The sequence below is a fragment of the Blautia schinkii genome, from assembly GCF_013304825.1.
GTDB lineage: Bacteria > Bacillota > Clostridia > Lachnospirales > Lachnospiraceae > Blautia_A > Blautia_A schinkii_B.
On sequence record NZ_JAAWUO010000009.1, the window covers coordinates 67,256 to 93,960 of the forward strand.

Below are 26,705 nucleotides of genomic sequence, written 5' to 3' on the forward strand. Positions count from 1 at the left end.
TTAATTATTGATTTAGACAGACTAACTCATAACAGGAGGACATATAAAAATGAAAAAAAAGCAACTTTTTGCAGTCCTGCTTGCCGGTTCCATGACAGTTGGAATGGCACCTTCCGCAGCTTTTGCTGCGGAAGATACAGGAGCTGGGTCAGTAGCCGCAGAGGCGCAGGTCACAGACGATAATACAGATGCTGAAGATACTGCAGATAATACGGACGACACTGCCGCAGCGGAAGCAGAGGCACAGGCTGCAGCAGAAGCACAGGCCGCGGCGGAAGCAGAGGCACAGAAACAGGCAGAAGCACAGGCTGCAGCAGAGGCAGAAGCACAGGCCGCAGCAGAAGCAGAGGCACAGAAACAGGCAGAAGCACAGGCCGCAGCAGAAGCCGCTGCGAAAGAAGCCGCAGAAAAAGGAACGATCGTTACTACAGAGGCAGAACTTCATGCAGCAATCGAAGCTGCGACAGCTGTTGACACTTCTACAACTGCAGTTACAGAGGCAGAGCCGGCCAAAATCGTGATCAGCGGAACAATCGAGCTTACAGGTTCCGTAACGATCCCGGCGAATAAGAGTATTGCTATCTTAGGAGCAGACACTCAGGCGTCTATTGAACGTGCAGACAGCTTCAAGGGCAATCTATTTGAAGTAAGTGCCGCCAGTGCACTCTATATGGCTAAGAAGGATGCCACTGAGACAGATACAACAGTAGGAACACTGACTGTAGACGGATCTGTTACGGACGGTTCAGCAGCAGAGGGCTCTCTGGTCCATGTTGCAGCAGGAGCGAATTTTTCCCTGACAACAGGCGTAACTCTGACCAATAACAATACAACTGCAAGAGGAGCTGCTATTTTCAATGAAGGCGGAAGCGTTCTGATCACAGGTGGTACGATCACCGGTAATAAATGTGACAACGGAGCTGTATACAGCACAGGTACAATTTCCGTGAAGAAAGGTGAAGGAGCAACAGATTCAGAGCCGAGCATCACAGGTAATACCAAAGCAGACGGCACAACTCCAGCCAATATCATTCTTTCAGGCGAAGGAAAGATCGAAGTGAAGGGAGAGATCACAGATCAGGCAAAGATCGGATTTTCTGTGGAGAGTCCGGCAGCAGATCTTACAGTGATTACCAAGGCTGATGATCTGACAGATACAGATGTATTTGCCGCAGCCCTTAAGAATCTTGCATCCCAGTATGAGGGGGATACAACGAAATTTACAGTAGATGCAGCTACAGGTAAGCTGGCAGCAGCAGAGGTAACGAAACCTGTAGTATCTATTGAGAGCTCAGAATGGAAGAGTGGAACAACTGCAACAGCAGTGATCACATCTGATAAGGATGGACAGCTGTATTATAAATGGGTTGCAGAAGGAGCAGAAGCACCAACATTTGATACATCCAAGGATGGTGAAGCTGTTAAGGCCGGTGAGAAACATTCGATCAAGCTTGAGAATCTTACAGGAAAAAAAGTTATCCTCTATGTACAGGTTAAAGACAGTGAGGGTAATCTCAGCGAAGTGAAGAATACTCCTGTTATCTTGTCAGAAACTCCTAAACAGGCTCCGAAGATCACAAAAGCAGCCTTCTCCAAATGGAACAGTATTTCAGAGGCAGTAGTTACGATCACTTCTGACAAGGCTGGTCATTACTATTATAAATTAGTAAAACATGGAACAAAAGTTACATCCATTGATACAAGCGGAAAAGGTACAGCGATCAGTGCAAATAAAGCGACATCTATTAAGCTCAGCAATCTTGATACAAAGACCAGCTATGATGTCTATGTATGTGTTAAGGACAGTGATGGTCTTGTCAGTGATTTGAAGAAGATTGAACTGAATCAGAGCAAACGTCCGACTCCTAAACCGTCACAGGCTGTCAGCATCGATGTTAAGTGGACGGGATTTCAGTGGACTGCACACGATTCTGCATCTGTAACACTTCGTACAAATGTTACAGGTACATGCTACTATACATGGGCAGAACGCGGATCTGACGGAAAATCCGATACTCCGAAGAAAGATGCGATTACTAATAAACAGGCAGTAAGTAAAGATAAGAATTTTACTATTTATCTGAGTGATCTGAACACAGATAATGGTATTGATCTGTATTTCTATATTAAATCAAGCAAAGGTGCGGAAAGCGGCATCAAGAAAGTAAGATTTGATCAGAGCAAACGTCCGGCTAAAGGTGATGATAACCATAAACCAGTAACTCCGAAGGTAAACGAGAGTATATTAAAAGGTCTGAACAGTGCTATGGAATTCTATCCTAATACATTCTACGATTTCCAGGTAATCGGAGCCGGAACAACTAATACCAATCCAGGAGAGGGCGATGTAAAATGGGAGCCACTCTACTGGAGTACATCTGCAAATCCGAAAGATGATCAGAAGCACAGTACCTGGAAGATTGGATCCACAAAAGGAATTAGTAAACAGGGTACATATAACCTGTATGTATTCTTCCAGAAATGGGTTTATACAGGCGGTCAGTGGACAGAGACAGATACTGTCGAGTCAGCAGTATATCAGTTCAGCTCTGTAGCGATCACGATCACACCGTCTGGTACAGGTACTCCGGGATCATCCAACGGAAATGCAGATGGCCAGACAGGTTCTGATCCGGATGCAACTGTAGCAGGAGCAGCATCTGCAACATCCTCCAACGGCGGCGATGGAACTACATCCAAGAATGCTGTTTCCACAGCGGATAATTCACCGATCGGAACTATGTCTGCCCTTGCAGTTGCCTCTATCCTTGCAGGAGGATATGTAATCGTGAGAAGAAGAAAAAAAGACATCTGATCACAGAACAAGTAAGATAACATAAAAAAACACCGGTTATTCCTGATTGAAAAGGAGTAACCGGTGTTTTTTAAGTTATGAAAAAAAAGTACTGAGATTTTAAAGATTCTTTTTCTTATAAATAAACCAGGATGCAGCCACACTGAATGCAACCAGATAAGCGGTCAGTATTAAAATACTGATATAATTTACAGCTCCGCTGGAAGCAATGGTGCGGATCAGGTGACTGGTCTGTGAAAGCGGAAGTGCAGCTACAAAATTTCCAAGAAATCCTGGAATTTTTTCTGTTGAGAAGAAAGTGTTGCACAGAAATGCCATTGGCATAATAATATAATTGGAAAAACGCGGAACATCCGCATGGTTTTTGGCAAGGAAAGAAACCACAACACCAATGGCTGAAAAAACAGCACCATTAAGAAACATTACCAGAAACGACCAACCGTTAAAAACAAGTCCTGTTTCAATCGGCATGGTCAGGAGAAGGATGATTCCTCCTGCATAAAGTCCCCGGAGACTTCCTCCAATGATCTGGCCTGCAATAAACTGCCACAGAGGAGTGGGGGAGATCATAACCTGGTCAAAAGCCTTTTCATAAAGACGCTGCACATTTAAGTTCTGTGCAATGGCGTTAAAACTTCCGTTCATGGTTGTCAGTGAAACCACGCCAGGGATCAGAAAGTTCAGATAAGGTTCTCCGTGGGAAGAAGTCTGGATTCCCATTCCGAAAACAATCAGATACATCAGTGGCGCGATCATGGCTGCCAGCGTGATCTTATAGAAATCCCGTCGAAATTCCACCCATTTTTCCCATAAAATAGTAAGTATTCCCATGATAATTCATCGTCCATTCTTATTAAATTGTATATTTATGCAGTAATCAGATCAACGCTGCATAAGGTGTCTTCCGGCCCGTTCCACAAAAACATCCTCAAGGGTTGTCTCACGCAATGTGCACTGTCCGTCCAGAGAGGACAAAAAAGCAATCGCTTCCGACCGGCTGTGGAAGTAGTGACTCTTTGCACCTTCCGGCGTCTCCTGGTCTACAGTATATTTACCAAGTCTTTCAATCAGGCCTGCAGGAGTGTTGATTTCCTCCAGTTTTCCGTGATCCATAAGTGCCACCCGGTTACAGAGAGACTGTGCCTCTTCCATGTAATGGGTTGTCAGAAGGATGGTAAGGTTCTTGCCGTTAAGCTGGCGGAGAAGATTCCACATCTGTCGTCTGGAAAGAGCATCCATACCTGCTGTAGGCTCATCCAGAAGCAGGATCTCCGGGCTGGTAAGAAGGGCACGGCATACCATTAGCTTACGTTTCATACCGCCGGAAAGCTTGCGCACTGTTCTCTTCCGGAACGGAAGAAGTCCGCAGAAATCAAGAAGCTCTTCAGTTTTTACCTTGATCTCTTTGCGTGGCATAAAGTAAAGACGTCCCTGGTATTCCATGATCTCATCCATGTTCATATCCTGACGCATGGAATATTCCTGTGTGATCACGCTGATCTTGCGTTTCAGATCCGGTCGGTTGCGTCCAAGTGTCTGTCCGTCAATAAGGATCTGACCTTCTGTGGGCAGGAGCAGAGTGGAAAGCAGACTGATCGTGGTGGTTTTTCCGGCACCATTAGGACCGAGAAGACCAAAAAATTCGCCGGTTTCAATGCGAAGATCCAGAGAATCCACAGCAGTAAAATCGTCGAATTTTTTTGTGAGATTTTTAGTTTCGATCATCTCTGTTCATTTCCTTTCTTTTGTATGCAAATTTCTTTTTATTATACTGGATAGCGACCGATAATTCAACAGAGAATCCACTTCTTTACAGAAAACAGGTGGTGTGCTATAGTGATATCATATGTGCAAAACAAATATGAAGAGATGGAGAGCAGTACAATGAAACAAATGATGCGAACGATGGTTATATTTCTTCTGGCTATGATGCTGTTATGCCCGGTTCAGGTTCTGGCAGCAGGTGAAGGCCTGGAGACAGATATGGAGGATGGCGAATATTCCATTCAGGTGGATCTGGAAGGCGGCAGCGGCAAGGCCAGCGTCACGTCACCCGCACTCATGATCGTAAAAGATGGCAGGATGTACGCACAGTTGCAGTGGAGTAGTTCCAACTACGATTATATGATCGTAAATGAAGAAAAGATCCTCAATGAGAGTGAAGAAGGCAGGAATTCGGTTTTTACAGTGCCGGTCACAGTAATGGATGACAAGATGGAAGTGATTGCGGATACGCTGGCAATGGGCGCGCCTCATGAAATCAATTATACGCTGACTTTTTATGAGGATTCCATTGGCTCAAAGGGACAGCTTCCGCAGGAAGCAGCTAAGAGAGTGGTAGCAGTGGCTTTGGCGATTATTGTTGGCGGTGGAATTTTAAATTATTTTGTGAACAAAAGGAATCGGTGTTAACAGCCGGTTCTTTTTTTCTGCTTTCAGGCATACATAAATAATAGCAGCAGATGCAGTAGGTGCAGTAAAATATCTGCAGTGAATTAAGGGACAAGAACGGAGGCAGAAAAATGGAAACAGCACAGGATAAAGCTTATGAGGCTTTGTACTATTCACTTTGGGAACTGGCACAAAGATACAGTGAGTTTACTCAGTTTCGGGTAATCGGAAAAAGCCATGACGAAAGATTGATCCCCATGCTCGAGATCGGTCATGGAGAATCCTGCATTTTCTGTGTGGGAGGATTTTCGGGTACGGATGGAAAAATGTCGGACATGCTTGCACTGGCAGCTGCAGAATACTGCAAAACATATGAATGTAAATGGTCACTGCAGGAACTTTACGAGGTACATAAGCTTCTTGACAAGACAAGACTTTGCATTATTCCATCAGCAAATCCGGATGGTTACGAAATTTTTCGCAGGGGATACAATGCAGTGCGTAATCCTATCTTTCGCCAGATGCTGAAAATGCAGGATGTTCCCTGTGATGAGTTTGTGTGTAATGCAAGAGGGATGGATCCTGCTTTGAATTTTCCTACCAGCTGCTGTACCAGAAAAAAGATCCATCAGCAGCCTGCAAGTGAGAATGAGACAAAGGCACTGATCCGCATTTTTCAGGAATATGGAGGAAGAGGTCTGCTTGTATTTTGCAGCTATGGGAAAAAAGTAATCTACTACCGACAGGATCAGGGATTTGCCAACAATCAGAGATGCTACCGCCTGGCAAGGCATCTTAAAAAATGCTCAGACGGAAGGCTGGAGCGGCTCTCGGCAGGATGTGAAACTCATATGCGGAACCGGAGTACAGGAAGGCCGGAGCAGTATTATGGAGAAGTGATACGTCAGCCGGCCTTTCGGATCGAACTTCCGCTGGGCGAAAATACGAAGGAGGCAGAGAAAAAGGTCCTCCGGGAGTTAATGCTTCTTCCTCTGGAATATATCTATTCGCTGATACAGTAAAAGAATGGCCTGTGCAGATGCTATTTTGGGTTATTAAGCATCTGTGACAGGTTATTTTGACATTGTATCTGAATTATGAAAATTAACGGCATAAACAGATTTTTGCAGTGATAGATGAGTCGAATCTTGTCGGACGAATTTCGTTGACTTATTTAACTGCTGGATTTATAATAACATCATCTGAAACAGATCTTTATATTTATTCTATTTCGTCTTTGACAGACGGACGTTTTCAGGAACGATTCCGTTCCATTTGAATCCTGGAATTTTTATATTTTAACAGAAAACAGATATTGACATATTTATGCAATGAAATAACAGGTTTCTGCTAAGAAACAGGGGATTTTCGCTTGAGTTGATATCTATGGAGGGCAGTTTATGTACCGTTGCGTGTGGAGCAGGTCTCCGCCAGAAATTCTTTTTTGTTTGCTCATGCAGTACTCCTAATAGAATGGATTTATAGAATTAAGAAAAGAAATGAAATTGTTTTTTCGATATGCTTTTAACACAGTTCTGGCTTTGACTTTTGTGACTGCGATGGTACTCCTCCTTCCGGGGCTTTTTGGCATCCGGCCATATGTAGTCTACTCCGGATCCATGGAACCAGGGATCCGGACCGGAGCTGTGGTATTTACAAAGGAGGGAAGTTTTTCTCCGAAAAAAGGAGACATTATCACATTTCGTATTGACGATACAGTTGTCACACACAGAGTTACGGAGAACCGAAACGGTATCTGTACAACAAAAGGCGACGCCAATAAAACAGCAGATCCAGTATCTGTAAAGGAGTCGCAGATCATCGGGCGGGTAGTCTTCAGCCTGCCTTATCTGGGCTATGTGATTCATTTTTTACGTACCCGGATTCCATTTACCGTCGTTGTCATTGCGGCGTGTCTGGCCGTGATCGCAGATCTGGCTTATACCCCAAATAAAAAAAATAATAGAATAGCAGGGAGGAATTAAATTATGATGAAAAACAGAAAAATGGTAAAAGGAATTGCGCTTGCGGCTATGGTCGCAGCTCTGGCGGCAGGAGGAACTGCAGCCTACCTTACAGATTTTGAATCCGCTACCAACAGTTTTACAGTAGGAAAAGTAGATATTGAACTGGATGAGCCGAACTGGAAACCAGATGAAAATACCAAGCTGGTACCAACACAGGTGATCAAGAAAGACCCGTTTGTGAAAAATCTTGGCGTCAATGATGCGTTTGTTTATCTGGAAGTATCGGTTCCTGTGCGAAATGTGATTACCGCAGCTTTAGATGGAACCAGAAATGCCCTGGCAAAAACAGAAGTTTTCAGCTACACGAAGAATAAAGAATGGACACAGATGGAGCGGAAAGAGATTGGACAGAATATGGTCTATACTTATGTTTATAACAGCATTCTGAAGCCGGGAGAAAAGACGGCCACATTATTTAATACAGTAACTTTTGCCAATATCATTGAAGGACAGCTGGATACGCAGCAGCTTGATATGCCGGTAAGAGCTTATGCGATTCAGTCCACCAATACAGGAGATGACAAGACAACTGTTCTGGAGCAGGCAACAGCAGCATACCAGAAGTATGTAAATCAGAATAAAGGGCTGTCCAGCGGTGTCACAAAATGACATTTTAGGCTTTCAGGAAGCGGGGAATGTAAATGAAAGAAAAATTATTAAAAGTACCTATATTCTTTCTTTTTGTTACAGGAGTTCTCTGCGCTTTGAGAACAGCCGCGTATTTTTCAGATTACGATGACAAGATGAATACAGCGGCAGTGGGATCTGTGATCACGGAGATTGATGAAGATTTCCCGGATCCCACTCCCACCCCTATGGGTGATAACCCTTCGTACAAAAAGGAAATCTGGACGGGGAATTTCTCCGGAAATGAGAAAGGTTTCAATGCAGATTGTTATGTACGTATGTCTCTTTCCTATTCAGATGATGATATTGGAAGAGGTGTAGAACTTCTGGGAGTTGATAAGGTAAACTGGGTCTATAATCCGGGAGACGGGTATTATTATTACAGGAACATAGTGGCAGAGGGAGAAACTACAACGCCATTATGTACAGGATTTCGTATCAATTCTGAAAAAATAGATGACACATATAAGGACAGTCTTTTTGATTTTGAAATCAATGTTTATGAGGAAGCTGTTCATGCGGAAGGATTTTCTGATTTTGAAAGTGCATGGAGCTATTTTAAAAACCCGGTATCTGTACAGACAGAGAGGAGGGGAACTGTTGAAAAAAGCTCTTAAAGTTTTGCTGGCAGGAATCCTGGCGGCAGGAAGTCTTGCCGTGTGTGCGGCTGCTTACGGAAGTTTTTCGGATTCTGTAACTGTAACCAATCATATTTCCACAGGAGACATTAACATAGCTCTGAAAGAACTGGAGAAAAAAGACGGCCGTGAAATGGCTTATCAGGATAGAAAGATCATTTTACCTGGAGATGAAATTTCCAAGATTCCAAGAATCACCAACAAGTCAGAGCCATGCTGGGTAAGGGTTAAGATTACTTATACAGATGAACTGGAAGGTCTGAAAGGTCTTGATGATGCCAGTCTTCAGGGAATGTCTTCACGATGGATGAAAAGAGGCGAATATTTTTATTATAATAAATGTCTGAAGCAGGGAGAAAGTGTCGACATTTTTACAGGTGTGAGTATTCCGAAAGAATGGACAGATGTCTATGAGAAGAAAGGGCTTGGAATCACCATTGTGGCAGATGCGATACAGGCGGCGAATTTTGCTCCTGATTTCAGTGCTATGACTCCCTGGGGAAATCAGAAGATCCAGAGATGTGTCCATGATACCAACGGACTTGTTGTAAAGAAAAAGAGTCCGGTGAAGCTGAAAGTGGAATTTGAAGGGAAAGCACATAAACTGATTGCAGCTCCGGATGATTTTTTCTCGGGCTTTTCAGCTGCTATGCCTGGAGATATTTTCAGAGATTCCGTGGAAATCCGAAACACTACAAAGAACAGTGCAGAGATCTTTTTCCGTACATCACCGGAATGTAAATCAGTGAAGGATCAGGAATTTCTGAAGAAATTGAAACTGGAGATTTCCATGGATGGAAAGAAACTGTATACAGGAGATATTCTTGCAGCATCTTTGAATAAAGCTGTTTCACTGGGAAAATTTGACAGTGGAAAAAGTGGACAGATGAATTTTCAGATTACAGTTCCGGCAGAGCTTGATAATACTTATGCACTGCGGGAGGGAGATGTGAAATGGATCTTTTCTGTAGAAGATGATCAGCAGAAGCAGCTGACGGAAACTCCCGGACTTCGACGGCCTGGCGGAAGCGGAACACCAGGAAAAGAAACGGGCAGAATTTATAATAATGAAACTGCTAACTCTACAGGAAAAACAAAACCTGTAAAAACAGGAGACGATACAGAAATCTGGCTGTTTCTGTTTATGGGCGGAGCAGCACTTCTGGCAGGTGTTCTGGCAATCCGGAAAGGAGGGAAAAGAACATGAAAAGAAGAATTGCAGGAATATTGATGGCACTGACTGTTTTTGTTTCCTCCGTTGCTGTCTCGGCCGGCCCGGAAGGAGAACTGACTTATGCATATGGAACTGAGTCTGTATCAGAAAGTGATTTTCATAAGCAAACCGATGATTCGGAGGTGATTTCCCGGGAAGAAATAAAGCTGGATGAAGCGTCTTCAGATATGTCAGAAGAAATTCCAGATATTTCTCAGGATAAAGAGGAATCTTCAGATGAAGAAAATGAAAATCAGGAGGAGCCTATATCTGAAAGCAGCGATTCTGATAGCTCTTCAGAAGAAAATCTATTACAGGAAAGTGATCAGCTGCTGGAAGAAGCGGAAGTATCAGAAGAACCGGGATTCACTGTTTTTTCAGAAGAGAATGCAGATCTTCTGAAAGGTGAAAGTGAGGAAGACAAGGAGCTGATACAGGAAATCGAAGATGGGCAGGTACTTGCATTTTCACCGGCGATTTCGGATGAAGCAGAGCAGAATGATATTGCAGAAGGTTTTTCCGCATCTGAGAATGATATTGCAGTGACAGCATTAAAGCCTGGAGAATATTATGTGGAAAGTGGAGCCAGAGCCTATTGTGATGAGGTCTGGACAGAGGCCAATGACTTTGTGGCAGGAAATCATACACGTATGGCAAGTACTTTCCGTCTCGTGCATTATATTGATGATGCAGGTACAGAGAGGACCTCTCCATTGTATTGTCTGAAAGCAACCAAGACAGGTGTTGACAATGTGAATCTCAAGGAAGAAGCGGTTAAAGTGCTGAAAAATGCTACAATCCAGAAACTGCTGTATTTTGGTCATGGCGGCCCGGGAGATCTGGGAACGAGCTACGATCCTTCCTGCAGTCATATTAACTGGTCCAGATGGCAGAACCGATATATGTTTACACATATTGCTTTGTCCAAAGTTTATTCCGGTGACAAAGGGTATGCAACAGAAGCAGAGGTGGAACATGTAGGAATCAACAAACTGATCACCAAAGTCAAGGCAATGACTATTCCGGCAAGAAATAAAGCTTCTGTATCTGTGTATGGAGACAACGGATGGACAGCAGCAGGAGGACAGACAGTTCCCATGTCTGTGTTCAGATTCAGAGATTCCAGTCATTCTTATGTACCGGACAGTATGAAAGATGGTTTCCAGCTCAGTGCACTTATGAAAGTTACAGATGCGGCAAAAACCGGAAATGGAATTATAGTAACCAGGGCATCCACAGAAAAATGGCAGCTGGCATATTGGGACAGCGGGGCAGAATATAATGCTGATAAAACAAATCCGACAATGATGAAAGGGACAAGGCTGAAATTAAAAGAGGGAGCTTACTTTCTTTTTATTTTTCCGCTGAATACTACTGCATCAAAAAAATTCCAGTATAAGATGATGCTGCAGCCGGTTTCCTATCTTCTGGTAGATGGAAAAACTCAGACTGGAAAAGACGGAATGCAGGATTTTGGTGCATATGTATATCAGGGAACAAGAGGTCTTGTGACATTCACATTAAAGCCAGCAGCTTATGGAAGCATAAAGCTTACTAAAACAGAGGTTAATACAGCAGCTAAAATCGAAGGCGCGCAGTATTCGCTTTATGCAGCTGAAATTATAAAATCCGGTTATCGGACTAAATATCAAAAAGATCAGAAAATAACATCGGCCACTACTGACAGCAACGGTGTGATCACATTCACGAAGCTGGCTCCTGGAAAATATTATATAAAAGAAACGAAAGCTCCGGCAGGATATCTTCTTAGTGCTGCTGTAAAAAATGTTACTGTCACTGGAGGAAAAACAGCAACAGCAAGTGTGAAAGATGAAATGGATATTCATGGAACCGTTTCCATTACAAAGAAAGACGGTGACACAAAAGATCTGCTTGCAGGAGCACAGTTTACGCTTTATGAGTGGAGCAAAACAGGAAAAAGCTACAAAAAAACCGGAAAGCTCCTGAAATATGACAGCCAGAAACGAATCTATACTTCAGATGTATTTTATTACAGTGAAGATAATCAGGGTAAATTCAGAGTAAAAGAAACAAAAGCTCCGGCAGGTTATACAGGAACCTGGCAGAAAGATATCAGACTTACAGAGCCTGGTACAAATAAAAAGTTCTCTTTTGAAGTTTTGAATTACCAGACGAATAAACGAAAAATAGAGATCGTAAAGACAGATGCAGACAAAGGTGACATTCTGGAAAATGCAGAATTTACGCTTTATGAATACAGTGCTGCACTGAAAGGCTATAAAACGGAAGGCGTGCTGCTGAAGTATGACAGAGAAAATCAGCTTTATACCAGTGAAGAGCTTCTGAAAACTGCAGATAACAAAGGCAGGTTCCGTGTTGTGGAAACAAAAAATCCGCCGGGATATGAGGGAACATGGGAAAAAGAGGCAGATATCACAGACGAAGATGCAAGTCTCTTCTACGAAGTTACCAATACGTCCATCTCAAATTATACAGGAACGATCCGGCTTCGAAAGTCAGATATCTATACAGGAGAATTACTGGAAGGCGCAGAGTTCACAGTTTATCAGTGGAATGCTGCAAATAATTCTTATGAGGATGATCTGGAAGAAAAAAGTATTCTGAAATACAACAGTGATACAAAAGAATACTGTTCTGATGATCTGCCTGTTACAGAAGAAAACCAGGGCAAATTCCGCATTGTTGAAACTGAGAATCCGGAAAATTATACAGGAATTTATGAAAAAGAGATCGTATTTGAAAAGAAAGAAAATACTTTTTCTGATGAGATCGTGCTGAATGCAGAGAATACACCGGACACGCTCCCTCTTGGGACGATCACTATTATAAAAAAGATCCGGGAAGAGGACATTACCTGGGCACACGGTAATCCTTCATTTTTCTTTGTTGCAGAAGGAAAAGATCTTACAGGTGCATCGCACAAATATGAAGATTATGTAACATTTGTTCCGGACAGCTATGAAATGGATGATAACGGGTATGCAACGCTGGCTGTTACATTGGCTCATGTTCCTCTTGGACAGTATGAGATCTGGGAGAAACCGGTACTTCGATATTATCTGAAAGATGCTTATGCCAATACAGAAAATGTTAGTATTACAAAAGGCATTTCCCCATCCTATGGAGCAGATCCCAAACAAGTTGCAAAAGGTACAGCAGTGCTTACAGCTGAAAACGGAGATGCTTCCATCACATTTGTAAATGAAAAATCAAGATATGATGGATATTCTCATAACGATTGTATAAAAAATACAATTCCGCTGCTGTTTCCTGAAAAAGAGTAGTAAAAGGGCAAAAGGGCAGAATGCAGAAGGGCTTCTGCCTTTATGTCATAGCTACATATAGGAATAACAGAGCAGGATTCTGTTTTTTGGTAATATTTCCACTAATAAGCTTTTACAATAGAACAGAGAGATTTTCAGTGGGAGTGAGTTTATGAACAGAAAAATCCGGAATGCTTTTGCCGCATGGATCGTGATCATAAGTTTTATCCTGACACCAGCAAAAGTATGGGGGGAAGCAGTACAGTCCGCAGAAAACAGCAGTGAAAAGAGCCTTATTGAGGCACCAGCCGCAGTTCTTATGGAAAAAGAAACCGGTACTGTGATCTATTCCAGAGACCCGGATACCAGAAGAAGCCCGGCCAGTATTACAAAGATCATGACATTGATCCTTATTTTTGATGCTTTAGAAAACGGAAAACTTCATCTGGATGATACCATTACCACAAGTGCTTATGCTAAATCCATGGGTGGTTCCCAGGTATTTCTGGAAGAAGGAGAGACACAGAAAGCAGAGACTATGATCAAGTGCATTGTGATCGCTTCCGGAAATGATGCCAGTGTGGCAATGGCAGAGCATTTGGCTGGAACAGAACAGGCTTTTGTGGAACAGATGAACAAACGGGCATCAGAACTTGGAATGAAAAATACCCATTTTACAGATTGCTGCGGTCTGACAGAATCCCGGGAGCATTATACCACTGCCTATGATATTGCGCTTATGAGCCGTGAGTTAATCAGCAAATATCCAGAGATTCTTACATATTCCGCTATATGGATGGAAGATATCACTCATATCACAAGAAAAGGTTCTTCGAAGTTTACACTGACAAATACCAATAAACTGCTTCGAAGTTATGAAGGATGTATGGGGTTGAAAACAGGGAGTACCAGCATTGCCAAATACTGTTTAAGTGCAGTTGCTGAAAGAAACGGGATTACACTGATCGCATCTGTGATGGCGGCACCGGATCCTAAAACAAGATTCCGTGATGCAGCTTCTCTTCTCAACTACGGATTTTCAAAATGTATATTATACCTGGATGAAGCACTGGAAGAACTTCCATCTGTAAAAGTCCGTAAAGGGCTTAAAGAAGAAGTTTCGCTTACATATGCGGGGAAGTTTCGTTATCTGAGTACAGATGGTACAAAGCCGGACAATATTAAAAAGAAAAGGATTCTTTCCCAAAAAACTACAGCACCTGTAAAAAAAGGAGAAAAAGCAGGGATACAGGAATATTATCAGAATGGAAAGAGGATAGGAACTCTGGATATCCTTTATGCAGAGACAGTAGAAAAGGCCAGATACAGAGACTGGGCCGGACGGGTGGCGAAAGCATTTCTTTTGTAAAAGTTTTTTTCGGTGAAACATACTTTTGACAAAAAGCACTGGCTGGATGTATAATACAACGGAATAGACGCAGGAACAGAAGTGCTTCTGTGTCAATAACGGAAACGAGAAGGGATTTTTAATGAAAGAAATCAGAACAGAGGATGCAGCAGGTCATATTCTGTGTCATGATATCACACAGATCATAAAGGATGAAAAAAAAGGCGTTCTTTTCAAAAAAGGGCATGTGGTTAAGGAAGACGATATCCCGCTTCTGCTCTCAGTAGGAAAAGAGCACCTTTTTGTATGGGAGAAAAAAGAGGGGATCCTTCATGAGAATGAGGCAGCAGAGATTCTATATAAGATATGTGCGGGAGATTCTGACAAGGTACATGGAACAGACATCAAAGAAGGAAAAATAGAAGTTATATCAAAGCTTGACGGGGTTCTGAAGATTCGTAAAGACGCACTTGTAGCTATCAACTCTCTTGGGGAGATGATGATTGCATCCAGGCATGGAAATTTTCCGGTGAAAAAAGGTGATAAGCTGGCAGGAACCAGGATCATTCCCCTTGTTATTGAGAAGGAGAAAATGGATGCAGCAGAAAAAGCAGCGGGAGAGCAGCCTGTTTTTGATATTCTTCCGTATCACCGGAAAAAAGTGGGAATTGTCACAACAGGAAGTGAGATCAAAAAAGGGCTGATCAAGGATACGTTTACACCGGTGCTGCGAGAGAAACTTGCAGAATATCCGACGGAAATTATCGGTCAGGTAATGCCTGGAGATGATAAAGAACAGATCACAGCAGAGATTTTATCTTTTGCAGAGGCAGGTGCAGATCTTATTGTCTGTACTGGAGGAATGAGTGTGGATCCTGATGACCGTACACCAGGCGGCATCCGTGATACAGGGGCTTTTATTGTAACATACGGAGCACCTGTCCTTCCGGGAGCGATGCTTCTGATCGCATATCTTTCCTGTAAAGGCAGAAGGATTCCGGTACTGGGTCTTCCGGGCTGCGTGATGTATGCGAAGAGAACAGTATTTGATCTGATCCTTCCCCGTGTGATGGCAGATGATGAAATAAAAGCTGAGGAGATTGCCAGTCTGGGTGAGGGTGGCCTGTGTCTGAACTGTCCGGTATGTACTTTCCCCAACTGCGGATTTGGAAAATAATATGAATACATTCAGAATCAAAAAATATAAGATTCATACAAATAAGATCCAGAATCCTGACGGAGTACGATTTGTTTTGCTGGCAGATCAGCATGGGGTTTCCTATGGCAGGGATAATTGCCGGCTTTTGGATACGATCCGTGATCTGCAGCCGGAGGCAGTCCTTGCAGCTGGCGATATGGCGGTTCGAACCGAACCGGATACGCTTGTAACAGCCTGTAAGCTTCTTACATCTCTTGCAGAAGAATTTCCGGTATATTATGCACTTGGAAATCATGAATATAAGATGTCTCTTGACGGAGAATTTCAGGAATATTATCGGAAATATGAGAAGGCTGTAAGAAAGGCAGGCGTCCATATTCTTCGCAATACTCATGAAGAGGTGATTATTTGCGGCGATCATTTCTGCTTTTTCGGACTGGAGCTGCCAATTGAGTATTATCATAAACCCAGATCTCCGAAACTTTATACAGAAACCATAAAAGAACTTATCGGATCCCCGGGAACAAATGGCATGCAGATCCTGCTGGCCCACAATCCCAAGTATGGAAAAACTTATTTTAAATGGGGGGCAGATATGATCGTGTCAGGCCATTACCATGGAGGAGTTGTGCGCCTGAGTGAACATCATGGTCTTTCTTCTCCACAGTATCTCGTATTGCCGCCTTTCTGCTGCGGCGATTTTCACAGGGGAGATCAGCATATGTTCGTCAGTGCAGGAATGGGAGAACACACGCTTCCATTGCGGATACACAATCCAAGGGAGCTTCTTGTGATCGATGTAAAACCCTCCGGAAAAAGAAATGAGGAAACAATAAATGGCCATATCCGTTAAGCTGAATGTATTTGAGGGACCGCTGGATCTGCTTCTTCACCTGATTGATAAAAACAAGATCGATATATATGACATTCCAATCGTGGAGATCACAGATCAGTATATGGAGTATCTTCACTCCATGGAAAAAGAAGATCTTGGTGTTATGAGCGAGTTCCTGGTCATGGCAGCTACACTTCTTGATATTAAGTGTAAGATGCTTCTTCCCAAGGAGATTAATGAAGAAGGTGAGGAGGAAGACCCAAGAGCAGAGCTTGTACAGAAGCTTCTGGAATATAAGATGTACAAATATATGTCGTATGAACTGCGAGACAGGCTGGGTGAGGCAGCAGGTGTCTACTACCGTAAGCAGGATCTACCTGCTGAGGTAAAACAGTATGAACCGCCTTCGGATCCCCGGGAACTTTTAAGGGGCCTGACACTTGAGAGGATGAATGCAATATATCGAGCTCTGATCCGTCGCCAGGAAAACAAGATCGACCCGATCCGAAGCAAATTCGGCCGGATTGAAAAAGAGGAGATCAGCCTGTCAGACAAACTTCTGGAAATGAAAGAGTATGCCAGAGGCCACAGGAAATTCAGCTTTCGGCAGCTTATGGAAAATCAGCATTCTAAAATACAGCTGATCGTTACATTTCTGGCAATTCTTGAACTTATGAAGATGGGACACATTCATGCGGAACAGGCAGAACCATTAGATGATATTCATGTAAGGGTGGTGACTGATCCGGATACATGGAAGAATCTGACAGAATTTGCCGATGAATAGATGTATAAATTGTCAGTTGATTATATTTACCAAATCATGTTTATAAATATAATGGAAGTACAGCGGAATAATGATATCCGTTTTATCAATAGAGGAATGAGGAAAATAATTGGAACTGAAACAGACTAAAGGAGAAATCGAAGCAATCCTTTTTGCCATGGGTGAGGCGGTTGAATTAAGTCGTATTGCAAAAGCGATTCAGCAGGATAATACTACAACCAGGAAAATTATCCGGGATATGATGCTGGATTACCAGAGAGAAGAACGAGGCATCCATATCATAGAGCTCGAGAATTCATTTCAGCTCTGCACAAAAAGAGAATACTACGATTCTCTCATAAGGATCGCAGCTCAGCCGAAGAAACCAACTTTGACGGATGTTATGCTGGAGACGCTTTCTATTATTGCCTACAAACAGCCGGTGACAAAAGCAGAGATTGAGAAAATCCGGGGAGTAAAATGCGACCATGCCATCAACAAATTGATGGATTATGATCTGATCAGAGAACTGGGGCGACTCGATGCACCAGGCCGTCCGATTCTTCTGGGAACAACAGAAGAATTTCTGAGATGTTTCGGAGTGCAGGGACTGGAAGAGCTTCCGGAGATGGATCCTGTACAGCTGGAAGATTTCAAAGCAGAGGCAGAAGAAGAGATACAGCTGAAGCTGGATGTATGATCCTGGCCTAGGATTGTGCAGCCAGGTAATGAGTGAATGTCTGCATAAGGCAGGCAAATCGGATGGAAACAAAAGAGGAGGAATACAAAATGCCCACAACATATGCACATGATCTTTTTGGAAAACGGGTTTACAGAAGACTTCCTGATAAATTGCAGCATCTGATCCGCAGCAACGGAAATCTGTACCGTATCGGGCAGCATGGTCCGGATATCCTGTTTTACTATTTCATATCAAAAAATCCGGTCACTCAGTATGGAGTGCGGATGCATGGCCGGAAAGCAAGAGATTTTTTTGAAAAAGGAATGGAATATGTCCGCAGAGAAAAAGATCCGGAGTTAATGGCATATATGCTGGGATTTGGCTGCCACTATATTCTGGATTCAACCTGTCATCCTTACGTAAATCAGGTAGCGAAAGAAGGAAAGGTTTCCCATACTCTTCTTGAGAAAGAACTGGATCGTATGCTGATGTATGAAACCGGAAAAAATCCTCTCCGGTTTTATCCTTCTCATGGCATTAAAGCGAAATATATGGCGGCAAGAACGATCCATAAGGTGCTGCCGGAGATCAGGACTTCTAATATCTATCTTTCTCTTAAAATGATGAAAATCTTTACCAGCCTTCTTGTATGTGATGATGGAGGATTGAGAAAACGCTTATCTGAGCATGCCCTTTCCCCGGCAGGGAAGAGAAGAACGGCTTTTATCACAGAATTTTTCATGAGTCAGGAGCCGGAAGTGGATTGCCATGAAGAACTTCTGAAACTCGACCGCCTTATTGATGAAGCTTTGGGCAAGGCGCCGGACATGCTGGAAGAACTTGCAGCACTGGCAGTTAGACCAGGCCATCTTTCTGACAGATGGAATCTTACCTTTAACGGATAAACAAAAGACTGGTTATTCAGGGATATCCTTTCGCATAAAATTAAAAATATAATGGTTACTGCAAACGGGCATTCGAATGTTTGCTTTATCAGTGTGTGGAGGGATATCATGAAAATCAGGCGAGCAGCCGCTGTCGCTTTTATGGCAGCGGTTCTTATTATTCAGCAGATTTTTCCGGCGCAGGCAGCAGAAGTGCAGGAACTTTATGCACTGTCAGCAGTACTTATGGATGGAGAAACCGGTCGTGTTCTTTATGGAAAAGAAGCCTATAGAGCAAGACCTAATGCAAGTACCACAAAGGTTATGACCTGCATTCTTGCACTGGAGCTGGGAAATGGAGATGATTATGTACAGGTTTCCAAGGAAGCAGCATCGCAGCCTCAGACACATCTGGGAATGAAAGAGGGACAGCAGTTTTATCTGGAGGATCTTCTTTATTCGCTGATGTTAAAAAGTCATAATGATACAGCAGTAGCTATTGCGGAACATATAGGCGGTTCTGTGAAAAAATTTGCAGCACTGATGAATCAGAAAGCAAAAGAGCTTGGATGTACGGATACACATTTTGTAACTCCAAACGGGCTCGACGGTGAGGATGAAGGAGGAAGGCATCATACGACGGCCAGGGATCTGGCGCTTATTATGGCCTATGCAGTAAAGAACAGTACGTTTGTTCATATCACCCAGACCAGGGATTATACATTTTCAGATATTGCCGGAAAGAAATATTATACAGTTCATAATACAAACGCATTTCTGGATATGGAGACAGGTGTGATAACCGGGAAAACAGGATTTACAGGTAATGCAGGATATTGTTATGTATGTGCGGCACGTCAGGATGAAAAGCTTTTTATTGTTGCACTTCTGGGCTGCGGCTGGCCGGGAAACAAAAATTACAAATGGTCGGATGCCAGAAAACTTCTGTCCTATGGGCGGAACAATTACAGATATGCAGTTCTTCCGGAGTTACCCAGACTTCCGGAGATTCCTGTATCAGATGCTGTTCCTGATAACCGTGAGAGAGGCACCGGTACAGGAACATTGCTGAAGCTTCATGCAGCTGTTTCTGAAAAAGCTCTGGTAAAAAGGTATCTTTTGAAGAAAACAGAGACGATTACCTGGGAAACAGAACTTCCCGGCAAACTGGAAGCACCGGTCAGGAAAAATCAGAGGATCGGTTCCCTTCATGCGAAGCTCGATGGTAAAGAAATTTTCACCTGTCCTGTGACAGCAGAAGACAAAATCGGCAGAATCACCTATAAATGGTACGTAGATAAAGTTTTTCAGGATTATTTTCATTAATTTTACAGCCCCTGGCATATGTCAGGGGTTAATTTTTTAACGTTCATGACGAAAAGTATTGAATTTTCTGCAAAAAAAAGGTACAATTATACTCGGCTGAATTTTTGGTTATATTAATAAAAAAATGGAGGGCATAGTATAATGAGTAATGCGACACAAAGCGTAGCGGCTGCAAGGATTAATTCCCTGCTTGACGCCAACAGTTTTGTTGAGATCGGACAGGCTGTCACAGCCAGAGCTACAGATTTCAACATGACTGAAAAAAAAGCACCTTCAGACGGTGTGATCACCGGATATGGTGTGATTGACGGCAGTCTGGTGTATGTATACAGCCAGGATGCATCTGTACTGAACGGAACAGTTGGTGAGATGCATGCCAAAAAGATCGCCAAAATTTATGATCTCGCTCTGAAAGTTGGAGCACCAGTTATCGGTCTTGTAGACTGTGCGGGACTTCGTCTTCAGGAGGCTACCGATGCACTTGAGGCATTTGGTGAGATCTATCTGAAACAGACACTGGCATCCGGTGTTATTCCACAGATCACTGCTGTTTTCGGAACATGCGGCGGTGGAATGGCAGTTGTACCGGCTCTTACAGACTTTACATTTGTAGAGGAAAAGAAGGGCAGACTGTTTGTAAATACTCCGAATGCACTGGAGGGAAACAGAGTGGAGAAATGTGATTCAGCTTCCGCCCAGTTCCAGAGTGAGGAGACAGGACTTGTTGACGGTATCGGAACAGAGGAGGAAATCCTCGGACAGATCCGCACACTTGTCAGCATGCTTCCGGAAAATAATGAAGACAATGACAGCTTCAAAGAATGTACAGACGACCTGAACAGAGTATGTGATGATATCGCAGGCTGCACAGGTGACACAGCTATTGCACTTTCAAAAATCGCTGATGACGGTGAGTTTTTTGAGACAAAGGCAGCTTACGGACAGGATGTTGTAACAGGTTTCCTTCGTCTGAACGGAGCTACTGTTGGTGCTGTTGCAAACAGAAGCGAGTCCTACGATGCTGATGGCAATAAGACAGAGATTTCTGACGGAACTCTTTCTGCCAGAGGTGCAAGAAAAGCTGCAGATTTCATTAAATTCTGTGATGCTTTTGAAATTCCGGTACTTACACTTACCAATGTAACAGGATTTAAAGCAACTCTCTGCAACGAGAAGATGATGGCTAAATCCGTAGGTGAGATGGTACATGCCTTTGCATCTGCAACTGTACCGAAGGTAAATGTTGTAGTTGGTAAAGCTTACGGAACTGCATACGTTGCCATGAACAGCAAATCTGTCGGAGCAGACATGGTTTACGCATGGGATACAGCAGAAATCGGTATGATGGATGCTTCCCTTGCAGCTAAGATCATGTATGAGGGAGCTGATGCTTCTACACTGAACGAGAAGACTGCAGAGTATAAAGAACTCCAGAACGGTATCGCATCCGCAGCAGCAAGAGGATATGTGGATACTGTGATCAAAGCAGAAGATACAAGAAAATATGTAATCGGTGCTTTTGAGATGCTGTTCACAAAAAGGGAAGACCGTCCATCCAAAAAGCATGGAACAGTCTAAGTGAGGTGAGCGTATGAGACAGTTTTATAAAAAGATCTCTTCTGTCTGCATGGCATTTCTTTGCGTGGCTGCACTTCTGATCGGATGCACAGCTACTGCATGGGCTGCTGATGAGGTTGATGATTCTGTAAAGAGTCAGCTTGTCACAACAACCAAAGGTCTGACGGAAGCGATCATCGCAATGTCCGAGGATGATATCCAGGGATATCTGGAATCAGAGGATGCTTTCACACAGAGTGCGGCAAGCGCATGGGACGGCTCCAGAGAAGAGCTCGGTGAGAAAAAAGGTGATATCGATGAGAAGGATATCACAGTAGAGTATTCCGATGACCAGTATACCGTTGTTGTTCCGGTATCCTTCGAGAAAAACAAAGCGAATTTCACTTATGTATTTGATAAATCAGGAACCCCGACTTCTGTTACTGTTGATGTAAATTATACACTGGCTCAGAACATGGAGAAGGCAGCCATGAACACAGTGATGGGTCTTGGAACCGTATTTGTGATTCTGGTATTCCTGATCTTCGTGATCTCTCTTTTCAAATATATTCCCGGACTTGTGGAAGGAAAGAAAAAAGAGAGTGCACCGGCTCCGGCAGCCGCAGCACCGGCTCCGGTTGCAGCACCAGTTGCTGAGCCTGCTGTTGAGGATGTAACAGATGATGGTGAGCTTATTGCCGTGATCGCTGCAGCAATCGCTGCTTCTGAAGGCAAGACAAGCACAGACGGATTTGTAGTACGTTCCATCCGTAAGATCAACCGCAGAAAAAGATAATCATTATTTAGGAGGATTTTAAAATGAAGAGTTATACAATTACTGTTAACGGAACAGCATATGAAGTTACTGTAGAAGAGAACGGAAACGCAGCAGCTCCAGTTGCAGCAACAGCTCCGAAGGCAGCTGCACCTGCACCAAAGGCAGCTCCTGCAGCAGCACCGAAAGCAGCAGCTCCTGCAGCAGGCGCAGGTTCTGTTAAGGTTTCTGCAGCTGTTCCTGGAAAAGTTGTAAAAATCGTTGCATCTGTTGGACAGAGCGTAAAAGCCGGTGACAGTGTAGTCATCGTTGAGTCCATGAAAATGGAGATCCCGGTTGTTGCTCCTTCGGACGGAACAATCGCCAGCATCGATGTTGCAGAGGGTGCTGCCGTTGAAAATGGAGATACTCTTGCAACAATGAACTAAACAGGAGGTAGACAAATGTCTTATGTAACAAATACCCTGTCAAACCTGATCCATCAGACAGCATTTTTCAACCTTACCTGGGGAAACTACCTGATGATCGCAGTGGCATGTGTGTTCTTATATCTTGCCATTAAACATGGTTTTGAGCCGCTGCTGTTGGTTCCGATCGCTTTTGGTATGCTTCTGGTAAATATTTATCCGGACATTATGCTGAGCATTGAGGATTCATCCAATGGCGTTGGCGGACTTCTTCATTATTTTTACTTAATGGATGAGTGGAGTATTCTTCCTTCACTGATCTTCCTGGGTGTCGGTGCGATGACAGACTTCGGTCCGCTGATCGCAAACCCGATCAGCTTCCTGATGGGAGCAGCTGCACAGCTTGGTATTTACCTTGCATACTTCCTTGCAATTTTCCTTGGATTTAATGGAAAAGCAGCAGCAGCGATCTCTATCATTGGTGGTGCTGACGGCCCGACTTCCATTTTCCTTGCAGGTAAGCTTGGACAGTCTTCTCTTATGGGACCGATCGCAGTGGCAGCATATTCCTATATGTCCCTGGTACCGATCATCCAGCCTCCGATCATGAAGGCTTTCACAACAGAGGAAGAGCGTAAGATCAAAATGGCGCAGCTCCGTCCTGTTACAAAACTTGAGAAGATCCTTTTCCCGATCGTTATCACAATCGTTGTTTGCCTGATCCTTCCGACAACAGCTCCCCTTGTTGGTATGCTGATGCTCGGAAACCTGTTCCGTGAGTCCGGAGTTGTTAAACAGCTTTCTGAAACAGCTTCCAACGCTCTTATGTACATCGTAGTAATCCTTCTCGGAACATCTGTAGGTGCTTCCACAAGTGCTGAGGCGTTCCTGAACGTAGATACACTGAAGATCGTAGTTCTTGGTCTTGTTGCCTTTGCCTGCGGTACTTTTGGTGGTGTTATGCTTGGTAAGCTTCTCTGCAAGGTTACTCACGGAAAGATCAATCCTCTGATCGGATCAGCCGGTGTTTCTGCCGTTCCTATGGCAGCCCGTGTATCCCAGAAGGTTGGTGCTGAGGCAGATCCTACAAACTTCCTGCTGATGCATGCGATGGGACCGAACGTTGCTGGTGTTATCGGTACAGCGGTTGCTGCCGGTACATTCATGGCGATCTTTGGTGTCTAACCCATTGTCTTATAAAAATTTGTAAGGAGAATAATTATGGCAGAAATAGAGAAAAAACCTGTGAAAGTTGTGGAAACGATCCTGCGTGACGCTCATCAGTCCCTGATCGCTACACGTATGAGCACAGAGCAGATGCTTCCGATCATTGAGAAGCTTGACAAAGTCGGCTACTATGCAGTAGAGTGCTGGGGCGGTGCTACTTTCGATGCTTCCTTACGTTTCCTGAAAGAGGATCCGTGGGAAAGACTTCGCAAACTTCGTGACGGTTTCAAAAACACAAAGCTTCAGATGCTGTTCCGTGGACAGAACATCCTTGGATATCGTCCATATGCAGATGATGTAGTAGAGTATTTTGTACAGAAATCCGCAGCTAACGGTATCGATATCATCCGTATCTTTGACTGTATGAATGACCTTCGTAACCTTCAGACAGCTGTAAAAGCAGCAAACAAGGAGAAAGCACATGCACAGGTTGCAATGGCTTACACACTTGGTGATGCTTACACACTTGATTACTGGACAGATCTTGCAAAACGTATCGAGGATATGGGTGCAGATTCCATCTGTATCAAAGATATGGCAGGACTTCTTGTTCCGTATAAGGCTACAGAGCTTGTTCGGGCTCTCAAAGAGACTGTTAAGATCCCGATCGATCTTCATTCTCATTATACATCCGGTGTTGCTTCCATGACATATATGAAAGCAGTAGAGGCTGGTGTTGACATCATCGACACAGCAATGTCTCCGTTCGCTCTTGGAACATCCCAGCCGGCAACAGAGGTTATGGTTGAGACATTCAAGGGAACAGCATATGATACAGGATTTGACCAGCAGCTTCTCGCTGAGATCGCTGACTACTTCCGTCCGATGCGTGACGAGGCTCTTGATACAGGTCTTCTCAATCCGAAGAACCTTGGCGTAAACATCAAGACTCTTCTGTACCAGGTACCAGGTGGAATGCTTTCCAACCTGACATCACAGCTGAAAGAGCAGCATGCAGAGGATAAATTCTACGAAGTACTTGAGGAGGTTCCGCGTGTTCGTAAAGACCTCGGAGAGCCGCCGCTTGTTACTCCGTCCTCTCAGATCGTTGGTACACAGGCTGTATTTAACGTAATTATGGGCGAGCGTTACAAGGTTGTGACAAAAGAAACAAGAGATGTATTAAGTGGTAAATATGGCGCAACAGCCAGACCATTTAACCCGGAAGTACAGAAGAAATGCATCGGTGATGTAGAGCCGATCACATGCCGTCCTGCAGACCTTCTGGAAGATGAGCTTGATAAGCTTGAGAGCGAGATGGCGCAGTACAAGGAGCAGGATGAGGATGTTCTGACATACGCACTGTTCCCACAGGTAGCCATGGACTTCTTTAAATATCGTCAGGCTCAGAAAACAAAGGTTGATGAGACTGTAGCTGATACAAAGAACGGCGCATACCCGGTATAAAGCACACACATTAGGAGTGTCGTAAAGACATTCTGATACAACACGAAGGAGCTTGCTGTATGCAGGCTCCTTTGTGCATAAAAAAACAAAAAGATTAAAAAGGCAGGATAACAGGTAATGTCCAAGGTTGCGATCGTAGGCGGCGGTGCCGCCGGAATGCTCTGCGGCGTATATGCTGCGCGCAGAGGACACCAGGTTCACATCCTGGAAAAAAATGAAAAGCTTGGAAAGAAGCTTTTCATTACAGGAAAAGGACGGTGCAATGTCACCAATGATTCTGATACAGAAGAGCTTTTTCCTGCAGTCATGTCAAACCGTAAATTTCTTTACAGTGCTTTTTATACCTATGGAAGCAGAGATGTAATGGAATTTTTTGAGGAAGCAGGTGTGCCGTTGAAAACAGAGCGCGGAAACAGGGTTTTCCCGGTGTCCGATCATTCATCAGATATTATCCGGGCACTGGAGCGGGAATTAAAGAAAGCCGGAGCACAGGTACATCTTCATACAGAGGTGAAGGAAGTTTGCACAGAGGAAGAGAAGGTTACAGGCGTATTACTTGCCGATGGAACTTTTTTTACTGCTGATGCAGTGGTGGTTGCCACAGGCGGGCTTTCTTATCCTTCTACAGGTTCTACAGGAGATGGATACCGTTTTGCAGCTGAAACCGGCCATAAAGTAGTTGCCCAGTCGCCGTCACTGGTACCTCTGGTAGCGAAAGAAGATTATGTATCCAAACTCCAGGGCCTTTCCCTTCGAAATGTCGAGCTGACCGTGAAATCCGGAAAAAAAGTCCTCTATAAAGATTTTGGCGAGATGATGTTTACACATTTCGGAGTTACAGGTCCCCTGATACTTTCTGCAAGTGCTCAGATCGGCAAAAAACTGGAAAAAGAATCTTTGCAGGCTTATCTCGACCTGAAGCCCGCACTTGATGCAGAACAGCTTGATGCCCGGATCCTGCGTGAATTTGATGCAAATCATAACAAACAGTTTAAAAATGTGATCGGTGTTCTTTTTCCGTCTTCTCTGACTCCGATCATGATCGAGATCGGTGGAATTCCGGGAGACAAGCCAGTACATGAAATCTCCAGGGAAGAACGCCAGGCCTTTGGCCGTCTGATCAAGGCTTTCCCTTTTACGATCACAGGAATGGGAGAGTTCAAGGAAGCTATCATCACAAGAGGCGGTGTGTCAGTAAAAGAGATACAGCCATCTACAATGGAATCCAAAAAAGTAAAAAATCTGTATTTTACAGGTGAAGTGCTGGATCTGGATGCTGTGACAGGTGGCTATAATCTTCAGATCGCGTGGTCTACCGCGTATGTTGCAGCGCAGGCGATCGAATAACAGAAAAA

Annotated in this window: 23 protein-coding genes; 21 read left to right on the top strand and 2 right to left on the bottom strand. The window is 43.8% G+C overall.

Annotated features, from left to right (window positions below; all coding sequences use genetic code 11):
• Nucleotides 1-49: 49 nt before the first annotated feature.
• Nucleotides 50-2,815 carry a hypothetical protein gene (locus HFM85_RS08355; protein WP_173737735.1) on the top strand — a complete coding sequence of 922 codons (2,766 nt, stop codon included), beginning with the start codon at nucleotides 50-52 and terminating at the stop codon, nucleotides 2,813-2,815.
• A 99-nt stretch (nucleotides 2,816-2,914) separates the two neighbouring features.
• On the opposite strand, the gene HFM85_RS08360 is transcribed toward HFM85_RS08355, so the two are convergent.
• Both HFM85_RS08360 and HFM85_RS08365 read right to left on the bottom strand, forming a co-directional pair.
• Complete coding sequence (locus HFM85_RS08360; protein ID WP_173737785.1) at nucleotides 2,915-3,646, bottom strand: ABC transporter permease; 732 nt, start codon at nucleotides 3,644-3,646, stop codon at nucleotides 2,915-2,917.
• Between the two features lie 51 nt (nucleotides 3,647-3,697).
• Nucleotides 3,698-4,540, bottom strand: coding sequence for an ABC transporter ATP-binding protein (locus HFM85_RS08365; RefSeq protein WP_173737786.1), 843 nt, complete (start codon nucleotides 4,538-4,540; stop codon nucleotides 3,698-3,700).
• Between the two features lie 159 nt (nucleotides 4,541-4,699).
• Here HFM85_RS08365 and HFM85_RS08370 point away from each other — a divergent pair, with 159 nt between their 5' ends.
• The 20 genes from HFM85_RS08370 to HFM85_RS08465 all read left to right on the top strand — a co-directional run bounded on the left by HFM85_RS08370 (nucleotide 4,700) and on the right by HFM85_RS08465 (nucleotide 26,697).
• Nucleotides 4,700-5,227, top strand: a complete 528-nt coding sequence (locus HFM85_RS08370) for a hypothetical protein (RefSeq protein WP_330594802.1) — start codon at nucleotides 4,700-4,702, stop codon at nucleotides 5,225-5,227.
• A gap of 110 nt (nucleotides 5,228-5,337) precedes the next feature.
• Complete coding sequence (locus tag HFM85_RS08375) at nucleotides 5,338-6,228, top strand: M14 family zinc carboxypeptidase (RefSeq protein ID WP_173737787.1); 891 nt, start codon at nucleotides 5,338-5,340, stop codon at nucleotides 6,226-6,228.
• 477 nt (nucleotides 6,229-6,705) lie between these two features.
• Nucleotides 6,706-7,191: a signal peptidase I gene (locus HFM85_RS08380; protein WP_173737788.1), complete on the top strand. Its 486-nt coding sequence runs from the start codon at nucleotides 6,706-6,708 to the stop codon at nucleotides 7,189-7,191.
• Between the two features lie 3 nt (nucleotides 7,192-7,194).
• Entirely contained in the window at nucleotides 7,195-7,842 is a 648-nt protein-coding gene (locus tag HFM85_RS08385) for a TasA family protein (RefSeq protein ID WP_173737789.1), read from the top strand.
• A gap of 32 nt (nucleotides 7,843-7,874) precedes the next feature.
• Nucleotides 7,875-8,477: a hypothetical protein gene (locus HFM85_RS08390; protein ID WP_173737790.1), complete on the top strand. Its 603-nt coding sequence runs from the start codon at nucleotides 7,875-7,877 to the stop codon at nucleotides 8,475-8,477.
• Nucleotides 8,461-9,705 carry a hypothetical protein gene (locus HFM85_RS08395; RefSeq protein WP_173737791.1) on the top strand — a complete coding sequence of 415 codons (1,245 nt, stop codon included), beginning with the start codon at nucleotides 8,461-8,463 and terminating at the stop codon, nucleotides 9,703-9,705. Before HFM85_RS08390 ends, HFM85_RS08395 begins: the two co-directional genes overlap by 17 nt.
• Nucleotides 9,702-12,998 carry a SpaA isopeptide-forming pilin-related protein gene (locus tag HFM85_RS08400; protein ID WP_173737792.1) on the top strand — a complete coding sequence of 1,099 codons (3,297 nt, stop codon included), beginning with the start codon at nucleotides 9,702-9,704 and terminating at the stop codon, nucleotides 12,996-12,998. Before HFM85_RS08395 ends, HFM85_RS08400 begins: the two co-directional genes overlap by 4 nt.
• Before the next feature lie 151 nt (nucleotides 12,999-13,149).
• Nucleotides 13,150-14,346: a D-alanyl-D-alanine carboxypeptidase family protein gene (locus tag HFM85_RS08405; protein WP_173737793.1), complete on the top strand. Its 1,197-nt coding sequence runs from the start codon at nucleotides 13,150-13,152 to the stop codon at nucleotides 14,344-14,346.
• Between the two features lie 121 nt (nucleotides 14,347-14,467).
• Nucleotides 14,468-15,502 carry a molybdopterin-binding protein gene (locus tag HFM85_RS08410; RefSeq protein WP_173737794.1) on the top strand — a complete coding sequence of 345 codons (1,035 nt, stop codon included), beginning with the start codon at nucleotides 14,468-14,470 and terminating at the stop codon, nucleotides 15,500-15,502.
• 1 nt (nucleotide 15,503) lies between these two features.
• On the top strand, nucleotides 15,504-16,337 hold the full coding sequence (locus HFM85_RS08415) for a metallophosphoesterase (RefSeq protein ID WP_173737795.1): 834 nt from the start codon (nucleotides 15,504-15,506) through the stop codon (nucleotides 16,335-16,337).
• Entirely contained in the window at nucleotides 16,321-17,106 is a 786-nt protein-coding gene (locus HFM85_RS08420; protein ID WP_173737796.1) for a segregation and condensation protein A, read from the top strand. The genes HFM85_RS08415 and HFM85_RS08420 overlap by 17 nt, the downstream gene beginning before the upstream one ends.
• Nucleotides 17,107-17,215: 109 nt before the next feature.
• The gene (gene scpB / locus HFM85_RS08425; protein ID WP_173737797.1) at nucleotides 17,216-17,785 is read left to right on the top strand and encodes an SMC-Scp complex subunit ScpB; all 570 of its coding nucleotides are present in this window, start codon (nucleotides 17,216-17,218) and stop codon (nucleotides 17,783-17,785) included.
• An 89-nt stretch (nucleotides 17,786-17,874) separates the two neighbouring features.
• Nucleotides 17,875-18,672 (top strand): zinc dependent phospholipase C family protein, encoded by a 798-nt coding sequence (locus HFM85_RS08430; RefSeq protein ID WP_173737798.1) that lies wholly within the window; start codon nucleotides 17,875-17,877, stop codon nucleotides 18,670-18,672.
• Between the two features lie 108 nt (nucleotides 18,673-18,780).
• The gene (locus tag HFM85_RS08435) at nucleotides 18,781-19,977 is read left to right on the top strand and encodes a D-alanyl-D-alanine carboxypeptidase family protein (RefSeq protein ID WP_173737799.1); all 1,197 of its coding nucleotides are present in this window, start codon (nucleotides 18,781-18,783) and stop codon (nucleotides 19,975-19,977) included.
• 141 nt (nucleotides 19,978-20,118) lie between these two features.
• Nucleotides 20,119-21,555 (top strand): acyl-CoA carboxylase subunit beta, encoded by a 1,437-nt coding sequence (locus tag HFM85_RS08440; protein ID WP_173737800.1) that lies wholly within the window; start codon nucleotides 20,119-20,121, stop codon nucleotides 21,553-21,555.
• 13 nt (nucleotides 21,556-21,568) lie between these two features.
• Nucleotides 21,569-22,330, top strand: coding sequence for an OadG family transporter subunit (locus tag HFM85_RS08445; protein ID WP_173737801.1), 762 nt, complete (start codon nucleotides 21,569-21,571; stop codon nucleotides 22,328-22,330).
• A gap of 23 nt (nucleotides 22,331-22,353) precedes the next feature.
• Complete coding sequence (locus tag HFM85_RS08450) at nucleotides 22,354-22,737, top strand: biotin/lipoyl-containing protein (RefSeq protein WP_173737802.1); 384 nt, start codon at nucleotides 22,354-22,356, stop codon at nucleotides 22,735-22,737.
• 15 nt (nucleotides 22,738-22,752) lie between these two features.
• Nucleotides 22,753-23,901: a sodium ion-translocating decarboxylase subunit beta gene (locus HFM85_RS08455; protein ID WP_118168967.1), complete on the top strand. Its 1,149-nt coding sequence runs from the start codon at nucleotides 22,753-22,755 to the stop codon at nucleotides 23,899-23,901.
• A 36-nt stretch (nucleotides 23,902-23,937) separates the two neighbouring features.
• Nucleotides 23,938-25,350 carry an oxaloacetate decarboxylase subunit alpha gene (locus HFM85_RS08460; protein WP_173737803.1) on the top strand — a complete coding sequence of 471 codons (1,413 nt, stop codon included), beginning with the start codon at nucleotides 23,938-23,940 and terminating at the stop codon, nucleotides 25,348-25,350.
• Between the two features lie 117 nt (nucleotides 25,351-25,467).
• Entirely contained in the window at nucleotides 25,468-26,697 is a 1,230-nt protein-coding gene (locus tag HFM85_RS08465) for a BaiN/RdsA family NAD(P)/FAD-dependent oxidoreductase (RefSeq protein WP_173737804.1), read from the top strand.
• Nucleotides 26,698-26,705 lie beyond the last annotated feature (8 nt).